The following is an 18,280-nucleotide window of genomic DNA, read 5'->3' on the forward strand; positions in this document are numbered from 1 at the left end:
TCAAGACAGGTCGTAGCGGACACATCCTCAAGACCGTAAGGAATTTCCGACAGAAAAGAGAAGATTGAGTGTAGCCCCATGTAAGACACAGCCATTACGGACAGCCATGCACAGAAAAATCTGTCTCATCTGAACGGCTGCCCCCCACCCTTCGCGCAAGAGCCAGCCATCCATGGCGCGCCTTACACGCGAGCCGGAACCGGCAGAGGTGAAGCCAGCAAGCGTTCGTCCAAAAGACCCAGACCTTCCTGAAAGAGCTGATTGCTGCGCTCGGTGTCACCCAGTTGAGCCAACAACCGTGCAAGCTCGGCGCAGGCCTCTGGATTGCGCTGCACACGCAAACTGCTCTCCAGATAATCACGCGCCTTGCCCCACAGACTGCTCTGCAGGCACAGACGACCGAGGGTCAGCAACAGGCCTGAATCCGCCGGGTGATCCTTCAACCAACTCTCAGCGATTTGCAATTGCCGCGAAGGATCGCTGCCACGAAGCAGCCCATAGAGCCGGGCCAGATGGCTGTCGTATTTGCGCTTGAGCGCACTGCGTAGAATCTCTTCGGCCTCAACTTCTGCGCCCAGTTGGCGCAGCTGTTCGGCGTACGCCATCACCAGTTGCGGCTCCTGGCGTTGAGCGGAAGTCAGTTGCTGCCAGGCACGATTGAGTGACTGCAATCCGACCGCGCCATTTTCTTCTCGTTGGGCTGCCAACGTGAGATTTTCACCCCAGGCTCTACGCTCCAGTTCGGCCAGTTCAGCGGGCGGCAGCACCTTGTCTTTGCGCAGCTCCGGCAACAAACGAATCACTGCCGACCAATCACCTCGCTGCTGATGCAGGCGCTGCAACTGACGCAGGACCTGAACGCTGCGCGGATGGCGCTCATGCATGACTTGCAGTGTAACAAGCGCGCTTTCCGTATCATTCCGGTCGGTCTGCAGCTGCGCGTGGCTCAAGGCAATCGCCAACTCGGCCTGAGGTTGGCGCTCAAGAGCACGCTCAAGCAAGCTGTCACTTTCGTCATAAAGGCCCTGTTCGTTCGCCGCTCGCGCAGCACCGAGATAGTACAGTAACGGCTGACGCTCAGCTTCGGCGGCGCGAAGCAAATGCCGTTGAGCGCTGGCCCATCGACCTTCAGCGAGGTCCATCTGGCCTTGCTCGATCGCCAGTTGCACACGGCGACTACGGTTGCGTCGCGACCATGGATTGACCACTCCACCGGACGTTGTCACCAACTCGATCAGCACCTTCACACCCCAGACCACTAGCCAGATAACTGCCAACAGCGCCAGGGTCGCCCACAGGCTCGACTCATAGCGGAAGCTCTTGTAGGCAATCAGGACATAGCCTGCGTGCTCGGCGATTGCCAGCCCCAGTAACGCAGCAGCGGCGATAACCACGAACAGAATCACATAGACGCGCTTCATGGGCTGGTCTCCTGCGCAGTGTTCGCGGCAGGCTTGGCGGAAGTTTTCACCGATTCTTCGGCACTCAGATTACGACGCTCCAGGTAGGCCTGGACCGTGCTCAACGTCGTCGTCAGATCAGGGGTGATCACCGTAACCGGCTGCTTGCTCAACTCGACGACACGCTCAAGCATCACTTTGCTTTGCGGGTTGTCCTGGTTGAAGTTGTTTTTGAGAACATCCCGGGCCTCAGCCAATGCCTGGGTATAAACCGGTGCCTGCCCATTCAGCGCAGCCCACTGCGCCTGCTCGAGAGCCAGGCTGAGCGCCAGACGTACCTGGGTCAGGCTTTGCCCCGCCAACAGCGGTCGAATGGTCTTGTCGGCATTGAAGTCGATGCGGATATAACGCGAGACTTCATCCCACCACTGCGCCCAGCGACTGGCACCATCGCCATCAGAAGTCAGGCCCAACAGCGAATCGCCGCGGTCCTGATACTCGGGTGCCAGTGCGCTGAGTTCGACCACCTGATCACGCAAGGCTCCCAGCTGCAGAAACAACCCGGTACGGTCCGGCTGCTCGGTACTGCGCAGCGCCGCAAGGCTTTTCGCCAACTGCTCGCGGGCAGCGAAGGAGCCGGGGTCATTCTGTTCGCGAAGGATCTCGTCGGCGCCTTGCACCAACGCCTGTGCACTGCTGATATCTTGCAACGCCGACAGGCGAAGGCTGGCCAGACGCAGCAAGTGCTCGGCTTCGGCCAGACGCCAATCCTTGCGGCTGGCGCCCAAAACGGTTTCCAGTCGCTGACTCAAGCGCTGCTGATCGCCCTGCAACTGGGCCACCAAACGTCGCCGACTTTCCAGCTCCTCAGCAGCAGGCAATTGCTCCAACTGCGCGGTCAGACGCTGCTCACTGAGTTTGAGGGTTTGAGCCTGATCGCCAAGCGCCTGCAACTGCCCAAGCTGCTGCTGGTTATTAGCTTGCAGGCTGTGAACCTGCCAAATCCCCCAACCGCCAGCGGCGACGCCCGCAGCCCCCAACAACAAGGCCAAAATCACCAACCCATTGCCTCGGCGTTGCGGGGCAATGGTCGCAGGTTCAGTCGGCGCTTCGGGCACTGGCTGGATTTCATCTTTAGGCAAGGTTGTTTCGCTCACGTATCCATCCTTTGCGTTAGAGAACGGGCACGGGTTGCTCCCGTAACGCCGTTAGCAAAGCCGCGGCACTGGCACCGCGACAATCCACAACTTTTTTGGCCCCGGCAGCGCGCGCCATCTCAGCGACCCGAGGGCTTGGAACAAACAACGGTAACCGCGCCAACTCGGGCCAGGCCGCTCCTGCCAATTGATGCAGGTGCGCAAAACCCTGTCCACTGCTGACCACCAGGCCGTTCAAGCGTTCCGCGGCAATCCGCTCAGGCAACGCCGCGGGGAGATACTGTGGCAGGCAGCGACGATAGAGCTCCAGATAATCGACACTAGCACCTTGCTCGCGTAAACGCTCAGCCAGCAGCTCGCGTCCACCCTCACCCCTGAGGATCAGTACCTGAGCGTCAGGCCGCGAGATAGCCTCGCGCAACTGTGGCAGTTCAAGCAATGCCTCGCTGTCATCTCCCGCCTGGGGGTTACTCACATCAAGACCGTAATCAGCCAAAATTTGCGCGGTGGCCGCTCCCACGCTGAACCAGCGCTGGATCGGTGGCTGCGGCCAGTACTGGTCGATCAGATCCACACCCAGCCGGGCAGCAGGTTTACTGACAACAATCACCGCACAATAGCGATCCAGGTCGAGAATCATGGCGCGTTGTGCGCCAGAGACTGGCAACGCCTCGATTTCCAGCAACGGCAAGCTGCTGCTGAAAACCCCGACCTCCGCCAGGACTGCGGCCAGCGCTGCTGACTCATCCGCGGGACGAGTCAGCAGCAGGCGCCAGCCCTTCACTCTTCGCCGGCCTCGCCGTATACCGCTTGCAGAATGGCATCGGCCCCCTGGGCCAGCAGGTCTTCAGCCACTTGCACGCCCAGTGCCTGCGCCGCGCTTTGCGGGCCACGAGCCTCGGCGCTCAGCAGCAGACCACCCTTCGGATCTCCGACCAGGCCGCGCAACCAGATTTGCTCGCCTTCGAGCACCGCGTAGCAGGCGATCGGCACTTGGCAGCCGCCATTCAGGTGTTTGTTAAGAGCACGCTCAGCCGTGACCCGAGTGGCGGTGTCCTGATGATGCAGAGGCGCGAGCAGGGCATGTATTTCGGTATCGGCGCTGCGGCATTCGATACCGACTGCACCCTGACCGCCCGCCGGTAGGCTGTCGTCGACACTGATCGCGGAGCTGATGCGATCTTCGAAGCCCAAACGAATCAAGCCAGCGGCCGCCAGAATGATTGCGTCGTACTCACCGGCATCCAGCTTGGCCAGACGAGTGTTGACGTTGCCACGCAGGAAACGGATGTTCAGGTCAGGTCGACGGGTCAGCAACTGAGCCTGGCGACGCAGGCTCGAGGTGCCGACCACGCTACCATGGGGTAAGTCATCAAGACTGACGTAGGTATTGGAGACGAACGCATCGCGCGGGTCTTCGCGCTCGCAGATGCAAAACAGACCGAGGCCTTCAGGGAAGTCCATCGGCACGTCTTTCATTGAGTGCACGGCGATGTCAGCTTCGTGTTCGAGCAGGGCGGTTTCCAGCTCTTTGACGAACAGGCCCTTGCCACCGATTTTCGACAGCGGTGAGTCGAGCAGCTTATCGCCGCGACTGACCATAGGCACCAGCGTCACGAGCAGGCCAGGATGGGCCGCCTCCAGACGGGCTTTGACGTATTCGGCCTGCCACAAGGCCAGAGCACTTTTGCGGGTAGCGATGCGGATTTCGCGAGAGGACATGGATCAATCCGTACTGAATAGATACGGCAGATAATAACATCTCAGCCAAATCAGCTTTGACTTGAATCAGAAACTGCGCGGCCTCCCTGCCTCGCCTACCTGGCGTCGGGGCGTGGGATCCGCGCGCAAGCGCCGGACTAAAGCTGCTGCATCATCTTGCGCACGCCGGCGACATGACGTCGACTGACGATCAGGGCATCGCCATTGAGACCTTTGAGAAACAGCTGAAAATGCCCAAGGGGCGTTCGCTGCAAACGCTCGATTCGCTCGCGGGCCACCAGCGCGTTGCGGTGGATCCGCACAAAGCGTTCGCCAAATTCGTCTTCGAGGGCCTTCAGCGGTTCGTCCAACAGGACTTCGCCGCCTTCATGGCGCAAGGTCACGTATTTGTGATCGGCAATGAAATAGACAACCTGATTAAGGGGAATCAGCTCGATGCCTTTTCGGGTACGTGCGCTGATGTGGCTGCGCGGACCATTCCCGCTTTCTGCTGCCGGGCGGGTCAGGGCAGCGAGCTGGACGCGGTTGGGTCGCTCAGCCTTTTTCAGCGCTTCGAGCAGAAGCTCGGCGCGTACAGGCTTGACCAGATACCCCACCTCACTGACCTGAAAAGCCTCCAGGGCAAACTCGTCATGGGCAGTACAAAACACCACCGCTGGTGGTGTTTCGCGTTCACACAGCCTGGCGGCCACTTGCAAGCCGTCGAGGCCAGGCATGCGGATGTCGAGCAACACGACATCCGGCTTAAGGCTGTCAATCAGGGCAAGCGCCTCTTCGCCATTGGTGGCGCTCGGTTCCAGGACACTGTAACCCTCGAGCTCGCTGACCATACGGCTCAGTCTCTCGCGGGCCAGGGGTTCGTCATCAACGATCAGGACATTCATATAGCGCTGGATTCCTGCGTGAGTCTCGCACAAGGATAGCGTAGACAGGTGACGTGACATCCGTCACGGCGATCCACGCTAAGACTAGCGCGAGGGCCAAAAAGTGCCCTTCGTCGGACACCTATATTTACCAGTGTCCGCTGACTACCACTCGAAGCCCGTTCTGGCGCGGCATCGTCGTTGGGATTGCTGATACACAATACGAACACTCCCTCTTTATAGCTGGCTTCTACTCTGACCGCATCGTCGTCGATTCGCGACGCGACGCGACGCGACGCGACGCCCTGAATCAGAGCCTTTTCCCACAACGGTTGCAAGGTCAGTTGCGCGATTGGCAAATCATCTGCATTTACGCTGATCCTCTAGTCCAACTGTAGACGCTCGCCAAGACGACATTGATCAATCGACAAATATCGTTTTGTCAGCGCAAGCTCATCACGTCAAAACACCGAGCCTCCTGGCTCGCCAGATTTGCCCGGAACAGATCGCAAGGGTCGGCATCGCTGCTCGGTCAGATGCGGGTTGATCGCCAGAGTGGCAATACGCCACGTACCCAGTCTCTGCGCACGCGGGTTCAACGGCAAGGCGCCAAGTGTCCCTTGGAGAAATAAAAAACGTATCGACCAGTGTCAACGACAGGATTGGCAACCCTGTTATTATCCGCGACAACTTTTCACGCCATCTTCCTTCAGCAAATCACGAGCGAATTCATGAGCACTGACAAGACCAATCAGTCCTGGGGCGGCCGCTTCAGTGAACCCGTCGACGCCTTCGTCGCCCGCTTCACCGCCTCCGTCACCTTCGACCAGCGCCTCTATCGCCACGACATCATGGGCTCGATTGCCCACGCCACGATGTTGGCCAAAGTCGGTGTACTGACCGATGCCGAGCGCGACAGCATCATCGATGGCCTGAAGACTATCCAGAGCGAAATCGAAGCCGGTACGTTTGACTGGCGCATCGATCTGGAAGATGTGCACATGAACATCGAAGCCCGCCTGACTGACCGCATCGGCGTCACCGGCAAGAAGCTGCACACCGGTCGTAGCCGTAACGACCAGGTGGCGACCGATATCCGCCTGTGGCTGCGTGATGAAATCGATCTGATTCTGGCGGAAATCACTCGCCTGCAAAAAGGTCTGCTGGAACAGGCCGAGCGCGAAGCCGGCACCATCATGCCTGGCTTCACTCACCTGCAAACCGCGCAGCCCGTGACCTTCGGGCATCACTTGCTGGCTTGGTTCGAAATGCTCAGCCGTGACTACGAGCGACTGGTTGACTGCCGCAAGCGCACCAATCGCATGCCATTAGGCAGCGCCGCACTGGCCGGTACTACGTACCCTATCGACCGCGAGCTGACATGCAAGCTGCTGGGCTTCGATGCCGTCGGCGGCAACTCGCTGGACAGCGTTTCCGATCGCGACTTCGCTATCGAATTCTGCGCTGCCGCCAGCCTGGCGATGATGCACCTGTCGCGTTTCTCTGAAGAGCTGGTGCTGTGGACCAGCGCGCAATTCCAGTTCATCGATTTGCCTGATCGTTTCTGCACCGGCAGCTCGATCATGCCGCAAAAGAAAAACCCTGATGTCCCTGAACTGGTCCGCGGCAAGAGCGGCCGGGTATTCGGCGCGCTGATGGGCCTGCTGACCTTGATGAAGGGCCAACCACTGGCTTACAACAAGGACAACCAGGAAGACAAGGAGCCGTTGTTCGACGCCGCCGATACGCTGCGCGATTCGCTGCGGGCCTTTGCCGACATGATCCCGGCGATCAAGCCCAAGCACGCCATCATGCGTGAAGCGGCTCTGCGCGGTTTCTCCACTGCCACAGACCTTGCCGACTACCTGGTGCGTCGCGGCCTGCCCTTCCGCGACTGCCACGAAATCGTCGGCCATGCCGTGAAGTACGGCGTGGAAAGCGGAAAGGACCTGGCGGAGATGAGCCTGGAAGAACTGCGCAAGTTCAGCGACCAGATCGAGCAGGACGTGTTTGCCGTTTTGACCCTGGAAGGCTCGGTCAATGCGCGTAACCACATCGGCGGCACCGCACCGGCTCAGGTCAAGGCGGCGGTGGTTCGCGGCCAGGCGTTACTGGCTAGCCGCTAAAAGCATCGTCGGAACGCCGCCCGGAGCGAGCTTGCTCCGGGCGGCGTTCCGACGATGACTGACTCAAAAGCGTTACAAAACCTACTTCTTACCCGCAATCATCGCCAGGAACTGCGGCATCGCCGCGTCTTTGTCTGCTGCGATCCGCTGTGCATGCGGCGTCTGCTCCAGACGCTCAAGCAGTGCTTTAGCTTCCGGCAACCCGGCCAGAAAATCCAGATCGAACAGCTTTTTGCCGACCGCACAGGCCAAGCTGACGCTGTAGAGAAAATACAGATCCGCCACGCTCAAACTGTCGCCCGCGACATACGGCGCGAACTTGCCATGTCGACCCAGCGAAGCAAATCCCAGCAACAGCTCCGCCTTGGCTTTTTCCTTGATCGCCTCAGGCACCGGCATGCCAAAGAACGCCTCGGCAAAACACGCGCGGGCCGGTAACTCGATGTACAGCTCGATTTCCTTGGCCAGCGCCAGCACCTGAGCCCGCTGAAACGGATCACTCGGCAGCAGTGCCGGGCCTGGCTGGGTTTGTTCGATGTACTCAAGGATTACGCTGGTTTCATTGATGAAACCTTGCTCGACACCCAGCACCGGGACTTTTCCGCGCGGGCTGATGGCGAGTGCTTCCGGGCTTTGACCGGGATAAAACGGCACTTCTTCAAACGGCAGTCCCTTCTCCAGCAACGCCAGCTTGACCATGTTGTAGTAGTTGCTGACTGAAAATCCATAAAGCTTGAGCATCACAAAGCCTCCAGGCCGTGTAGGGGTTGGCCGCTCAAGTTATAGAACTTCAGCGCAAGTCTGACCAGCAGCATCAAATCGCTTAATGCAGTTAAACTGGCCGCCTTTCCTTGAGGAGCCTGCCATGAGCGAGCCAACCCCCGGCACCAACAATGACGACAACGACGAAGAAGATTTCACCGAAACCACTTTGATCGAAGCGATCGAGAACCAAATTGAAAGCGACAATCCGCCAGCAGCCAAGGCGACGCTCAACAAACTGACCCTGGTCGGCTACGAACGCGAAGAAATCCTGCAACTGATGGCCCATGTGCTGGCTGTCGAGATCGATGCGATCCTCGAAGAGGACCGTGCGTTCAATACCGAGTGGTACGAGGCTGCGCTGCGAGCATTGCCGGAGTTGCCGCCGGAGAAGAAGTAAGTCGTCCCCCCTATCGGACTGGCTTTTTGTGGCGAGGGGGCAAGCTCCCTCGCCACAGATTCTGCGGTGCATCAGATACACCGCAGTCCCACAGGGTTGCCGATCGGTCCGGCATTTCTCCAGACCCGGACTACACTATTAGCCACCCTGCTGCCGCACGCCCCATGGGGTGATGCTGTCCCGGGCAAAAAAAGCCCTCAGTCAACACTAGACAGGCTGCATGAGTGCGGTCACCTTAGAGGTGCTACCGTCTAATTCCTAGAAAGTCTGGAGTCCTTATGTCGCTTACCCCTGAGTTGGTTGCCGAACTGGAAATCCTTGCACTCTTCAACCTGGACAGTTCCCAGGAAGGTCTGAAAATTCATCAGACCGCTGCCCCGAAAGCCATCGCTGCTGCACAACGGCTGTTCGACAAAGAACTGATCACCCAAACCGATGGTGGTTATCTGACCAGCCTGGGTCGGGACGCCGCTCAGCATGTGCAAACATTGCTGACTATTCTGACCGTTCAAGAAACCGCATAAAGACCAGCGCATTGCCCACGGGATCCCCCCTAATGGATTCCGCGGGCACACTGTCGCCACGCGCTAAAGCCCTGACGTCAAAAAATAAAATTCAGCTTAAAGGTCGAAGCCTCGACGCTGTAAACTGCGCACCGCCCTGAGACCTCCCACGTTCGAGCTTCGCGAGCCGGTTTGAGTTGAAATGACCCGCACCCACGAAATACGCCCCGACCTGGACGAGGGAATCGATCGCAAGGTTCTCAGCCAGCTGCGCGCGCGTTTTCTGAAACTCAACGAGGGCCGCATGGCCCGTGCGATGGAAGGGTTGTCGCCACGCCAGCAAGTGGTTTTGACCTTGTTGCCGCTGTTCTTTCACGTCAACCATCCGCTGTTGCCGGGTTACGTTTCAGGCAGCACACCGGCCGGGCTGTCGAATTTCGAGCCAGACCCGCAGGCCCTCGCCGAAGCTCAGCGCCTGACCCGCTCCTTTTCCTACAAGACTCGCCACGGCAATCCGCCGCGGCCGATCCATGGACTGTTTCTGATGGGCAGCCTGGGCACACTGGCCCAGGCCGACCAAAGCGATATGGACGTATGGGTCTGTCACGCACCGGACCTGAGCGAGAGCGAACTCGCCGAGCTGCGCAAGAAATGCCAGCTACTGGAAACCTGGGCCACCAGCCAAGGCGCCGAGGCTCACTTCTTCCTGATCGACCCGAGCCGCTTCGTGCGTGGCGAACGTGACACCCAATTGAGTTCGGATGACTGTGGCACCACTCAGCACTATTTGCTGCTCGATGAGTTCTACCGCACAGCCATCTGGCTGGCCGGGCGTACACCGCTGTGGTGGCTGGTGCCGGTTTACGAAGAACCGCGCTACGACCAGTACACCCATACGTTGCTGTCGAAACGCTTTATTCGCGCCGATGAAACCCTCGATCTTGGCCACTTGGCGCACATCCCGCCCGGTGAGTTCATTGGTGCAGGGCTCTGGCAGTTGTACAAGGGCATCGAGTCGCCCTACAAATCGGTGCTCAAGCTATTGCTGACCGAGGTCTACGCCAGCGAACACCCTAAGGTCCAATGCCTGAGCCTGCGCTTCAAGCAAGCCGTGTTCGCCAACCACCTCGATCTTGATGAGTTGGACCCTTACATCGTGGTCTATCGTCGCATTGAGGAATACCTCAAGGCTCGCGGTGAGCCGGAACGCCTGGAACTGGTACGCCGCAGCCTGTACCTGAAGGTCAACCGCAAGCTCACCGGTAATACTGCCCAGCGCAACACAAGCTGGCAGCGCCTGCTGCTTGAGCGCCTGGCCCACGAATGGGGCTGGGATCAACGCCAACTGGCGATGCTCGACAGTCGCAGCCAATGGAAAGTCCGTCAGGTCAGCGCCGAGCGCCGGGCGCTGGTCAGCGAGCTGAACTACAGCTATCGCTTCCTGACTCAGTTCGCCCGCACCGAGCAAACCGTCAGCCTGATCAACAAGCGTGATCTTAATGTCCTCGGCCGACGACTCTATGCGGCCTTCGAGCGCAAGGCCGACAAGATCGAGTTCATCAACCCCGGCATCGCACCGGATCTGGCCGAAGACACCCTCACGCTGGTGCACGCGCCGAACAAAAAAGAATCGGGTAAAACTCAGTGGGGGTTGTACAACGGCAGCCTGACAGCCCTCGAATGGGAACATTTCGCACCGATCAAGCGCAGCCGCCAATTGCTGGAACTGCTGACCTGGTGTCACCGCAATGGCGTGATCGACAGCAGCACTCGCCTGGCCTTGCATCCCGGCACCAGCGACCTGAGCGAGTTCGAACTGTTCAACCTGCTCGGCAGCCTGCAACAGAGCATCGTCCTGCCGCTGACGAGCGTCGCCGAAGAACCGTTACTGCGCGCCAGCGTGCCGAGCGAAGTGCTGATTCTGGTGAACGTCGGTGTCGATCCACTCAAGCACCACCGCGACTTGAACATCCTGATGACCACCGAGCGCACCGACTCCCTGAGTTACGCCGGTGTCCGGGAAAACCTGGTACTGACCCTTGATCAGGTCACACTCAATAGTTGGAACGAAGTGCTGGTCAGCCGCTTCGACGGCCCTCAAGCGCTGCTCGACTGCGTGCGCGATTACCTCAACAACCTGCCCGGCGGGCTACAACAACCCACGTTGCGGGTTCGTTGCTTCTGCCACAACCGCGCACAGTTCATCGCCCGGCGAGTCGAAGAGATCCTCGACACCGCGCAGAACCTGTTGTTGAGCAAACTCAATCATCGCTACCTGATTCAGGTCCAGCAGCACTACCACGTGTTGGAACTGGTACCCGGCCAGGTCAATCATGTCGCCCTCGCCACGCTGCCGGCGCTGGTCGATTACCTGGGCGAAGAGCGGGCAAGCTACAGCCCGCTGCACCTGGACCTGATGGCACTGGAAGACCACGACCTGGCGCTGGTCCTGCCGATGGGTCAGCCCGATTGCATTCAGGTGTTCTACCGGATCAACGAATACCACGCCGACCTGTACGTGCTGGATGAATTCAATGCCCTGTGGCAGCAGCGCTTGCCCTACCACGACGAGCAAAGCCTGCTGGTGCCGCTGCAACGTTTCCTGCAATCGATCCAGTACCGGCGCGACGCCTTGCTGCCGATGGACGTCGCCCAGCCGCTGAGCCTGGACACCTTGTATTACCAACTGCTGCCCTCCGGCCCTGTACGGGCGCGTCGGGTCGAAGCTCGGCCAGCGCCGCAAACCCCGGTCAACAAACCGTTCTACGACGTGCAGGCGATTGTCGGCAAAGCCGCACCGGGACAGGTGCAGGTCACGTTGTATTGCAATCAGCGGGAATTTTCAGAGCTGGAACATGGCGACCGACTGTTCAGCGTGGTCGCCCGGGAAATCGTCGAGCAGCGCCGTGAAACCGAACGCTATCGCTGCTACATCACCGACCTGGACCTGTCGGGCCTGCTCGGTGATGGTCAGAGTTCAAGCATTTTGTATTTGCGCTACAAGGCTGACCTGGAGCGCGCATTGAACGAGGCGCTCGAGCAGGTCTGACGAGCTTATTCCGGAAAGTGACCGCCCTCGGCCGGCTGCGATTCAACTTCCAGCAGGGTCAGTTTGAGCGTCTTGCCGCCCGGTGCTGGCCAGTCGATGTGCTGACCCACCTTCAGGCCGAGCAGCGCGCTGCCGACCGGCGCCAGAATGGAAATCTTGCCTTCGTCAGCATTAGCATCCTTCGGATAAACCAGCGTCAGGTGATAGTCCTTGCCGCTGCCTTCTTCGCGGCAATGCACACGGGAATTCATGGTCACGACATCGGCGGGTACTTCATCGTGACCGACCAGGGTATCGGCGCGATCCAGTTCGGTTTGCAGCGCGATAACGCCCGGCAGCGTGTCATCCAGGCTGTCGATCAGGCGCTCCAGACGTTGCACGTCCAGACGGGTAAGGGTGATTGAAGGTACGGTCATGATTTGGGCAGACTCCTTTCTTCTGCACAGAAAAAGCAAAACCCCGCCAGAAAAAGGCGGGGTTTTCACGAGCCTCGATGGGTTGAGGCGTATCTGGACACTATCACAGCTCAATAAATATACAAGTGAGGGGCGACGACACACTTTTGTAGCAGCTGGCGAAGCCTGCGTTCGGCTCGGGCCGCGTTCGGACGCAGCAGTCGTGGGATCAGGCGATACGGTGTATCAGGAGTACCGAGCATTCAGGTTTACGACTGCTGCGCAGCCGGACGCAGGCTTCGCCAGCTGCTACAGGTCGCGTGAAGGCGTCAGGTGGCGGTCTTGCGCTGCGCCGCCTGGGCGCAAATGACACGACGCCGATCGTCGTCTGCCGAACGCCACTCGCGGATGTCTTCGACATGGCGAAAGCAACCGAGGCAGACCTTCTGCTCATCCAGCCGGCACAAACTGATGCACGGTGAGGGCACGGCCGGGCTGACGTTGCTATACAGCGGCTTGGCCGCACGCACTGGAGCAGATTGGGTCACGACTTCAGAGACCTTCGAAGTCGAGCTTCGCATCAGCCTGCTCAAGGACGATGCGCTCCAGCATTTCGCCAAGCTGCTCTTCGCTCTTGTCGCACATCCAGCGCTCGCTTTCTTCGTCGTAGTCGAAGTGGAAACCACCGGAGCGCGCAGCCAGCCACAACTGACGCAAGGGTTCCTGTCGGCTGAAGATTACCTGGCTACCATTTTCGAACTCAACGGTGAGCACACCGGCCGAGCTCTCCAGATCAACATCCAGTTCGCTGTCATCGAAAATATCTTCCAGCGTCTGTTGGGTGGCATCGACCAGATCGTGGAAACGGGCTTCAGTCAAACTCATTGCAGGAACCTCAAAAAGTGTCTACTCACGCTTAAGCGCCGCAAGATACGGGCGCGTCCGGGCGAATGCAAAGGATACCGATCAAGCGCCCGGCAGTGGCATAAATTATCCTCCGAGGCACGTCACAGCCCCCGCCGGACGGCCAGCCGCCCGCATAGGCAAGCTGTCGGGTGGCCGGTATACTCCGGCGCAATTAACGCATTTTCAAGGATTTCGCCATGAAGCGCCTGATCTCTTCCCTTGCTGCGCTCGTCGCGGTTGCCTGCCTTGTTACTGCCTGTGGTCAAAAAGGCCCGCTGTATCTTCCCGATGACAGCAAATCCCCTGAAGACCAAGCGAAGTCACAATCGAAATCGAAATCGCAGTCGCACCAGCACGACACTTACTAAGGGAACACCATGGACGCTTTTAACTACCGTGACGGCGAGCTGTTCGCGGAAGGTGTAGCCCTGTCCGCCATCGCCGAGCGCTTTGGTACACCGACCTACGTCTACTCCCGAGCGCACATCGAAGCGCAATACCTGGCTTTCGCCGACGCCCTGAGCGGCATGCCGCACCTGGTCTGCTTCGCGGTCAAGGCCAACTCCAACCTGGGTGTACTGAATGTCCTGGCGCGTTTGGGCGCTGGTTTCGACATTGTTTCCCGTGGTGAACTGGAGCGTGTTCTGGCCGCTGGCGGCCAGGCTGACAAGATCGTGTTCTCCGGTGTTGGCAAGACCCGTGACGACATGCGCCGCGCTCTGGAAGTCGGCGTGCACTGCTTCAACGTCGAATCCACCGATGAGCTGGAGCGCCTGCAAGTGGTGGCCGCCGAGCTGGGCGTTCGCGCGCCGATCTCGCTGCGGGTCAACCCGGACGTCGATGCTGGTACCCACCCGTACATCTCCACCGGTTTGAAAGAGAACAAATTCGGCATTGCCATCGCTGACGCCGAAGACGTGTACATCCGCGCCGCGCAATTGCCGAACCTTGACGTGGTCGGCGTCGATTGCCATATCGGTTCGCAACTGACCAGCCTGCCGCCGTTCCTCGACGCCCTCGACCGCCTGCTGGCCTTGGTCGATCGTCTCGGCGATTGCGGGATCTACCTGCGCCACATTGATCTTGGTGGCGGCCTCGGCGTGCGTTATCGCGATGAAGAGCCGCCTCTTGCTGCGGACTACATCAAAGCTGTGCGTGAACGCCTGGAAGGTCGCGAACTGGCCCTGGTGTTCGAGCCGGGTCGCTTCATTGTGGCCAACGCTGGCGTGCTGCTGACCCAGGTTGAATACCTCAAGCACACCGAACACAAAGACTTCGCCATTGTTGACGCGGCCATGAACGACCTGATACGCCCGGCGCTGTATCAAGCCTGGATGGACGTCACGGCAGTCCGCCCGCGCGATACTCAGGCTCGTGCCTACGACATCGTCGGTCCGATCTGCGAAACCGGCGACTTCCTCGCCAAGGATCGTCAGCTGGCGCTGGAAGAAGGTGACTTGCTCGCCGTGCATTCGGCCGGAGCCTACGGTTTTGTCATGAGCTCCAACTACAACACTCGCGGTCGTTGCGCCGAAGTGCTGGTAGATGGCGATCAGTCTTTTGAAGTGCGTCGCCGCGAGACGGTAGCCGAGTTGTTTGCTGGCGAAAGCCTGCTGCCGGAGTAAGACCATGCTGCTGCGTTTTACCAAGATGCACGGCTTGGGCAATGACTTCATGGTCCTCGACCTGGTCAGCCAGCACGCGCACATTCTGCCCAAGCACGCCAAACAATGGGGCGATCGGAACACCGGCGTCGGCTTCGATCAACTGCTGATCGTCGAAGCGCCGAGCAACCCGGACGTGGACTTCCGTTATCGGATCTTCAACTCCGACGGTTCCGAAGTGGAACAATGCGGCAACGGTGCGCGCTGCTTCGCGCGCTTCGTGCTGGACAAACGCCTGACCGCAAAACGACAGATCCGCGTCGAGACCAAAAGCGGCATCATCGAACTGGATATCCGCAGCGACGGCCAGATCAGTGTCAACATGGGCCCGCCGCGCCTGGTTCCGGCCGACATTCCATTCCAGGCCGATGCTCAAGCCTTGAGCTATCCGGTCGAAGTCGACGGCAAGACCGTCGAGCTGGCTGCAGTGTCCATGGGAAACCCGCACGCGGTGCTGCGCGTGGACGATATCAACAACGCGCCGGTACATGAACTGGGGCCAAAAATCGAAAACCACCCGCGCTTCCCGGCACGGGTCAACGTCGGTTTTCTTCAGGTCATTGACCGCCAACGCGCGCAGTTGCGCGTCTGGGAACGAGGCGCTGGGGAAACCCAGGCCTGTGGAACCGGCGCCTGCGCAGCAGCAGTGGCCGCGATCAGCCAGGGGTGGATGGATTCGCCACTATTGATCGACCTGCCCGGCGGGCGCCTGTCCATTGAGTGGGCCGGCCCCGGCCAACCGGTGATGATGACCGGCCCGGCAGTGCGCGTATACGAAGGACAGGTGCGTCTATGAGTGAGCGAAATCCATGACCGATCAGCCTCAGGTTCCAGCCCAACAGCCCGACGAATCCCCTTCCGAAAGCCTTGAGGCGGCGGCAATTGCCGCGTACCTGGAGGCTCATCCGGATTTCTTCGTCGAGCACGAAGAACTGCTCATGGGATTACGCATCCCTCATCAGCGCGGCGACACCATTTCACTGGTCGAGCGCCAGTTGAAGATGCTGCGCGAACGCAATATCGAGATGCGTCATCGCCTCTCACAACTGATGGACGTCGCTCGCGACAATGACCGGCTATTCGACAAGACTCGCCGGCTGATTCTCGCGCTCATGGACGCCAACAGCCTGGAAGACGTGGTGATTTCAGTCGAAGACAGCCTGCGACAGGACTTTCAGGTGCCTTTTGTCAGTCTGATTCTGTTCAGCGACAGCGCCTTACCGGTCGGCCGCTGGGTCACCAGTGCCGAAGCGCAACAAGCCATCGGCGGCTTGTTGTCGGAAGGCAAAACCGTCAGTGGCAGTCTGCGCGAGCACGAACTGGACTTCCTGTTCGGCGAAGAACAGCGCAAGCAAATTGGCTCCACGGCCGTCGTCGCCCTAAGCCACCAAGGCCTGCACGGCGTCCTGGCCATCGCCAGCCGTGATCCGCAGCATTACAAAAGCTCGGTGGGCACGCTGTTCTTGAGCTATATCGCTGAGGTTATGGGCCGCGTACTACCGCGCATCCACAACTCTCTACGCTCGGTACGCTAACCGTGGAACGACAATTGGACGCCTACTGCGCTCACCTGCGCAGTGAGCGCCAAGTGTCACCTCATACACTGGAAGCCTACCGCCGCGACCTGAACAAAGTGCTGGCGTACTGCGAGAAACAGCAGATTTCAAGCTGGGCCACGCTGGATATTCAACGCCTGCGTAGCCTGATCGCCCGCCTGCATCAGCAGGGCCAGTCCTCCCGCAGCCTGGCGCGCCTGCTTTCCGCGGTTCGCGGGCTCTACCACTACTTGAACCGCGAAGGCCTCTGCGACCACGACCCGGCCAACGGTCTGGCACCCCCCAAGGGCGAACGTCGGCTACCCAAGACCCTCGATACCGACCGCGCGCTACAACTGCTCGACGGCGCTGTCGAGGACGACTTTCTAGCCCATCGTGATCAGGCGATTCTGGAGCTGTTCTACTCCTCCGGCCTGCGCCTTTCGGAGCTGACCGGGCTCAATCTCGATCAGCTCGATTTAGCAGATGGCCTGGTTCAAGTCCTCGGTAAAGGCAGCAAGACCCGGGTTCTGCCCGTCGGCAGAAAAGCGCGGGAGGCATTGCAGTTGTGGTTGCCACTGCGCGCCCTGACCAACCCGGCAGACGACGCAGTGTTCGTCAGCCAACAGGGTCGACGCCTGGGACCGCGAGCCATCCAGCTGCGCGTTAAAGCCGCTGGTGAGCGCGAACTGGGGCAGAACCTGCATCCGCACATGCTTCGGCACTCTTTCGCCAGTCACTTGCTGGAGTCCTCGCAAGACCTGCGCGCAGTGCAAGAGTTGCTCGGTCACTCGGACATCAAGACCACACAGATTTACACTCATCTGGATTTCCAGCATTTGGCGTCGGTCTACGACAGCGCCCATCCTCGGGCCAAACGCAACAAAGGCGGTGAGCAATGACGATCAAACTGATCACTTTCGACCTCGACGACACCCTGTGGGACACCGCCCCGGTCATCGTCAGCGCGGAAGCGGTACTGCGCGAGTGGCTGGCGGAACGCGCGCCGGATCTCGGCGGCGTGCCCGTCGAACACCTCTGGGCGATCCGTGAGCGGGTCCTGAGCAATGAGCCTGGCCTCAAGCACCGGATCAGCGCCTTGCGCCGCAAAGTGTTGTTCCACGCCCTGGAGGAAGCCGGTTACGCCCATCAGCAAGCGTCGGAGCTGGCCGATCAGGGCTTTGAAGTGTTTTTGCATGCGCGGCATCAGCTCGAGATCTTTCCCGAGGTACAACCGACCCTTGAAGTCCTCGCCAAACACTACACCCTGGGGGTAGTCACCAACGGCAATGCTGATGTCCGCCGCCTGGGCCTTGCCGACTACTTCAAGTTTGCCCTTTGCGCGGAAGATATCGGTATTGCCAAACCGGATTCGCGTCTGTTTCACGAAGCTTTGCAGCGTGGTGACGCGACAGCGCAAACCGCCGTGCATATCGGTGACCATCCTGGGGATGACATTGCCGGCGCGCAGCAAGCGGGGCTAAGGGCGATCTGGTTCAACCCTGGCAACAAGGCCTGGGAAGCAGAGAAACAGCCGGATGCAGAGATTCGTAGTTTGACCGAACTGCCAGAGCTGTTGGCGCGCTGGAACAAGTAATCCTGTAGCAACACGAACCGTAGCAGCTGCCGAAGGCTGCATTCGGCTGCGGAGCAGTCGCAATCCGGACACCTCGTTTTTCCCGCTTTATCAGCGTAAGGCATCTACGACCGCTTCGCGGCCGAACGCAGCCTTCGGCAGCTGCTACGAAGAGCACTCTCCCCCATACTTTCCTTTCACCCATGAAAAAGCCCGCAGCGA

The 18,280-nt window shown here is 59.6% G+C and carries 19 protein-coding genes and 1 pseudogene; 10 read left to right on the plus strand and 10 right to left on the minus strand.

From position 1 onward, the window contains the following. Positions 1-182: 182 nt before the first annotated feature. The 6 genes and pseudogenes from ACZYSM_RS04840 to ACZYSM_RS04865 form a co-directional block, all read right to left on the minus strand. Positions 183-1,421 carry a heme biosynthesis protein HemY gene (locus ACZYSM_RS04840; protein ID WP_489069384.1) on the minus strand — a complete coding sequence of 413 codons (1,239 nt, stop codon included), beginning with the start codon at positions 1,419-1,421 and terminating at the stop codon, positions 183-185. After that, the gene (locus ACZYSM_RS04845; protein WP_489069386.1) at positions 1,418-2,557 is read right to left on the minus strand and encodes a uroporphyrinogen-III C-methyltransferase; all 1,140 of its coding nucleotides are present in this window, start codon (positions 2,555-2,557) and stop codon (positions 1,418-1,420) included. Before ACZYSM_RS04845 ends, ACZYSM_RS04840 begins: the two co-directional genes overlap by 4 nt. Positions 2,558-2,573: 16 nt before the next feature. Further along, a complete protein-coding gene (locus ACZYSM_RS04850; RefSeq protein WP_489069388.1) occupies positions 2,574-3,341 on the minus strand; it encodes a uroporphyrinogen-III synthase in 768 nt (255 codons plus the stop codon). Beyond that, positions 3,338-4,279 carry a hydroxymethylbilane synthase gene (hemC, locus tag ACZYSM_RS04855; protein ID WP_489069390.1) on the minus strand — a complete coding sequence of 314 codons (942 nt, stop codon included), beginning with the start codon at positions 4,277-4,279 and terminating at the stop codon, positions 3,338-3,340. The genes ACZYSM_RS04850 and hemC overlap by 4 nt, the downstream gene beginning before the upstream one ends. 137 nt (positions 4,280-4,416) lie before the next feature. Beyond that, on the minus strand, positions 4,417-5,163 hold the full coding sequence (locus ACZYSM_RS04860) for a LytR/AlgR family response regulator transcription factor (RefSeq protein ID WP_489069392.1): 747 nt from the start codon (positions 5,161-5,163) through the stop codon (positions 4,417-4,419). Beyond that, positions 5,160-5,659, minus strand: a pseudogene (locus tag ACZYSM_RS04865) (LytS family sensor histidine kinase); the annotation flags it as partial. The pseudogene ACZYSM_RS04865 and the gene ACZYSM_RS04860, both read right to left, overlap by 4 nt. Positions 5,660-5,873: 214 nt before the next feature. Here ACZYSM_RS04865 and argH point away from each other — a divergent pair. After that, on the plus strand, positions 5,874-7,268 hold the full coding sequence (argH, locus tag ACZYSM_RS04870; protein ID WP_489069394.1) for an argininosuccinate lyase: 1,395 nt from the start codon (positions 5,874-5,876) through the stop codon (positions 7,266-7,268). Between the two features lie 81 nt (positions 7,269-7,349). On the opposite strand, the gene ACZYSM_RS04875 is transcribed toward argH, so the two are convergent. Then, the gene (locus tag ACZYSM_RS04875) at positions 7,350-8,009 is read right to left on the minus strand and encodes a glutathione S-transferase family protein (protein WP_489069396.1); all 660 of its coding nucleotides are present in this window, start codon (positions 8,007-8,009) and stop codon (positions 7,350-7,352) included. A gap of 124 nt (positions 8,010-8,133) precedes the next feature. On the opposite strand from ACZYSM_RS04875, the gene ACZYSM_RS04880 reads away from it, so the two are divergent. The 3 genes from ACZYSM_RS04880 to ACZYSM_RS04890 all read left to right on the plus strand — a co-directional run bounded on the left by ACZYSM_RS04880 (position 8,134) and on the right by ACZYSM_RS04890 (position 11,982). Beyond that, entirely contained in the window at positions 8,134-8,430 is a 297-nt protein-coding gene (locus ACZYSM_RS04880; RefSeq protein ID WP_489069398.1) for a hypothetical protein, read from the plus strand. Positions 8,431-8,708: 278 nt separating this feature from the next. Further along, positions 8,709-8,954, plus strand: coding sequence for a TIGR02647 family protein (locus ACZYSM_RS04885; RefSeq protein WP_489069400.1), 246 nt, complete (start codon positions 8,709-8,711; stop codon positions 8,952-8,954). Between the two features lie 181 nt (positions 8,955-9,135). Further along, entirely contained in the window at positions 9,136-11,982 is a 2,847-nt protein-coding gene (locus tag ACZYSM_RS04890; protein WP_489069402.1) for a class I adenylate cyclase, read from the plus strand. A gap of 5 nt (positions 11,983-11,987) precedes the next feature. On the opposite strand, the gene rnk is transcribed toward ACZYSM_RS04890, so the two are convergent. From rnk to cyaY, 3 genes are all read right to left on the minus strand, one after another. Then, the gene (rnk, locus tag ACZYSM_RS04895) at positions 11,988-12,398 is read right to left on the minus strand and encodes a nucleoside diphosphate kinase regulator (protein WP_489069404.1); all 411 of its coding nucleotides are present in this window, start codon (positions 12,396-12,398) and stop codon (positions 11,988-11,990) included. 308 nt (positions 12,399-12,706) lie between these two features. Next, on the minus strand, positions 12,707-12,925 hold the full coding sequence (locus tag ACZYSM_RS04900) for a DUF1289 domain-containing protein (protein ID WP_489069406.1): 219 nt from the start codon (positions 12,923-12,925) through the stop codon (positions 12,707-12,709). Positions 12,926-12,929: 4 nt separating this feature from the next. Continuing rightward, positions 12,930-13,262, minus strand: coding sequence for an iron donor protein CyaY (gene cyaY, locus ACZYSM_RS04905; RefSeq protein ID WP_489069408.1), 333 nt, complete (start codon positions 13,260-13,262; stop codon positions 12,930-12,932). Between the two features lie 218 nt (positions 13,263-13,480). Between cyaY and lptM the strand changes: the two genes are divergently transcribed. The 6 genes from lptM to ACZYSM_RS04935 are packed head-to-tail and all read left to right on the plus strand — an operon-like array spanning position 13,481 to position 18,079. Next, positions 13,481-13,651 (plus strand): LPS translocon maturation chaperone LptM, encoded by a 171-nt coding sequence (gene lptM, locus ACZYSM_RS04910; RefSeq protein WP_489069410.1) that lies wholly within the window; start codon positions 13,481-13,483, stop codon positions 13,649-13,651. A 9-nt stretch (positions 13,652-13,660) separates the two neighbouring features. Further along, entirely contained in the window at positions 13,661-14,908 is a 1,248-nt protein-coding gene (lysA, locus tag ACZYSM_RS04915; RefSeq protein ID WP_489069412.1) for a diaminopimelate decarboxylase, read from the plus strand. Positions 14,909-14,912: 4 nt separating this feature from the next. Then, positions 14,913-15,743, plus strand: a complete 831-nt coding sequence (gene dapF, locus ACZYSM_RS04920) for a diaminopimelate epimerase (protein ID WP_489069414.1) — start codon at positions 14,913-14,915, stop codon at positions 15,741-15,743. 13 nt (positions 15,744-15,756) lie between these two features. Beyond that, positions 15,757-16,482: a DUF484 family protein gene (locus ACZYSM_RS04925; protein ID WP_489069416.1), complete on the plus strand. Its 726-nt coding sequence runs from the start codon at positions 15,757-15,759 to the stop codon at positions 16,480-16,482. A gap of 2 nt (positions 16,483-16,484) precedes the next feature. Then, positions 16,485-17,384, plus strand: a complete 900-nt coding sequence (gene xerC, locus ACZYSM_RS04930) for a tyrosine recombinase XerC (RefSeq protein ID WP_489069418.1) — start codon at positions 16,485-16,487, stop codon at positions 17,382-17,384. After that, positions 17,381-18,079: an HAD family hydrolase gene (locus ACZYSM_RS04935; protein ID WP_489069420.1), complete on the plus strand. Its 699-nt coding sequence runs from the start codon at positions 17,381-17,383 to the stop codon at positions 18,077-18,079. The genes xerC and ACZYSM_RS04935 overlap by 4 nt, the downstream gene beginning before the upstream one ends. Positions 18,080-18,280: the final 201 nt, after the last annotated feature.

The organism is Pseudomonas sp. F220 (genome assembly GCF_057813935.1).

What these genes read in the sequence shown, in the direction of transcription:
- argH (WP_489069394.1), top strand. Translation starts at nt 5,874, where the DNA reads ATGAGCACTGACAAGACCAATCAGTCCTGGGGCGGCCGCTTCAGTGAA.
- rnk (WP_489069404.1), bottom strand. Translation starts at nt 12,398, where the DNA reads ATGACCGTACCTTCAATCACCCTTACCCGTCTGGACGTGCAACGTCTG.
- ACZYSM_RS04935 (WP_489069420.1), top strand. Translation starts at nt 17,381, where the DNA reads ATGACGATCAAACTGATCACTTTCGACCTCGACGACACCCTGTGGGAC.
- ACZYSM_RS04840 (WP_489069384.1), bottom strand. Translation starts at nt 1,421, where the DNA reads ATGAAGCGCGTCTATGTGATTCTGTTCGTGGTTATCGCCGCTGCTGCG.
- ACZYSM_RS04925 (WP_489069416.1), top strand. Translation starts at nt 15,757, where the DNA reads ATGACCGATCAGCCTCAGGTTCCAGCCCAACAGCCCGACGAATCCCCT.
- ACZYSM_RS04890 (WP_489069402.1), top strand. Translation starts at nt 9,136, where the DNA reads ATGACCCGCACCCACGAAATACGCCCCGACCTGGACGAGGGAATCGAT.
- dapF (WP_489069414.1), top strand. Translation starts at nt 14,913, where the DNA reads ATGCTGCTGCGTTTTACCAAGATGCACGGCTTGGGCAATGACTTCATG.
- lptM (WP_489069410.1), top strand. Translation starts at nt 13,481, where the DNA reads ATGAAGCGCCTGATCTCTTCCCTTGCTGCGCTCGTCGCGGTTGCCTGC.
- cyaY (WP_489069408.1), bottom strand. Translation starts at nt 13,262, where the DNA reads ATGAGTTTGACTGAAGCCCGTTTCCACGATCTGGTCGATGCCACCCAA.
- ACZYSM_RS04885 (WP_489069400.1), top strand. Translation starts at nt 8,709, where the DNA reads ATGTCGCTTACCCCTGAGTTGGTTGCCGAACTGGAAATCCTTGCACTC.
- ACZYSM_RS04880 (WP_489069398.1), top strand. Translation starts at nt 8,134, where the DNA reads ATGAGCGAGCCAACCCCCGGCACCAACAATGACGACAACGACGAAGAA.
- lysA (WP_489069412.1), top strand. Translation starts at nt 13,661, where the DNA reads ATGGACGCTTTTAACTACCGTGACGGCGAGCTGTTCGCGGAAGGTGTA.
- ACZYSM_RS04875 (WP_489069396.1), bottom strand. Translation starts at nt 8,009, where the DNA reads ATGCTCAAGCTTTATGGATTTTCAGTCAGCAACTACTACAACATGGTC.
- ACZYSM_RS04860 (WP_489069392.1), bottom strand. Translation starts at nt 5,163, where the DNA reads ATGAATGTCCTGATCGTTGATGACGAACCCCTGGCCCGCGAGAGACTG.
- hemC (WP_489069390.1), bottom strand. Translation starts at nt 4,279, where the DNA reads ATGTCCTCTCGCGAAATCCGCATCGCTACCCGCAAAAGTGCTCTGGCC.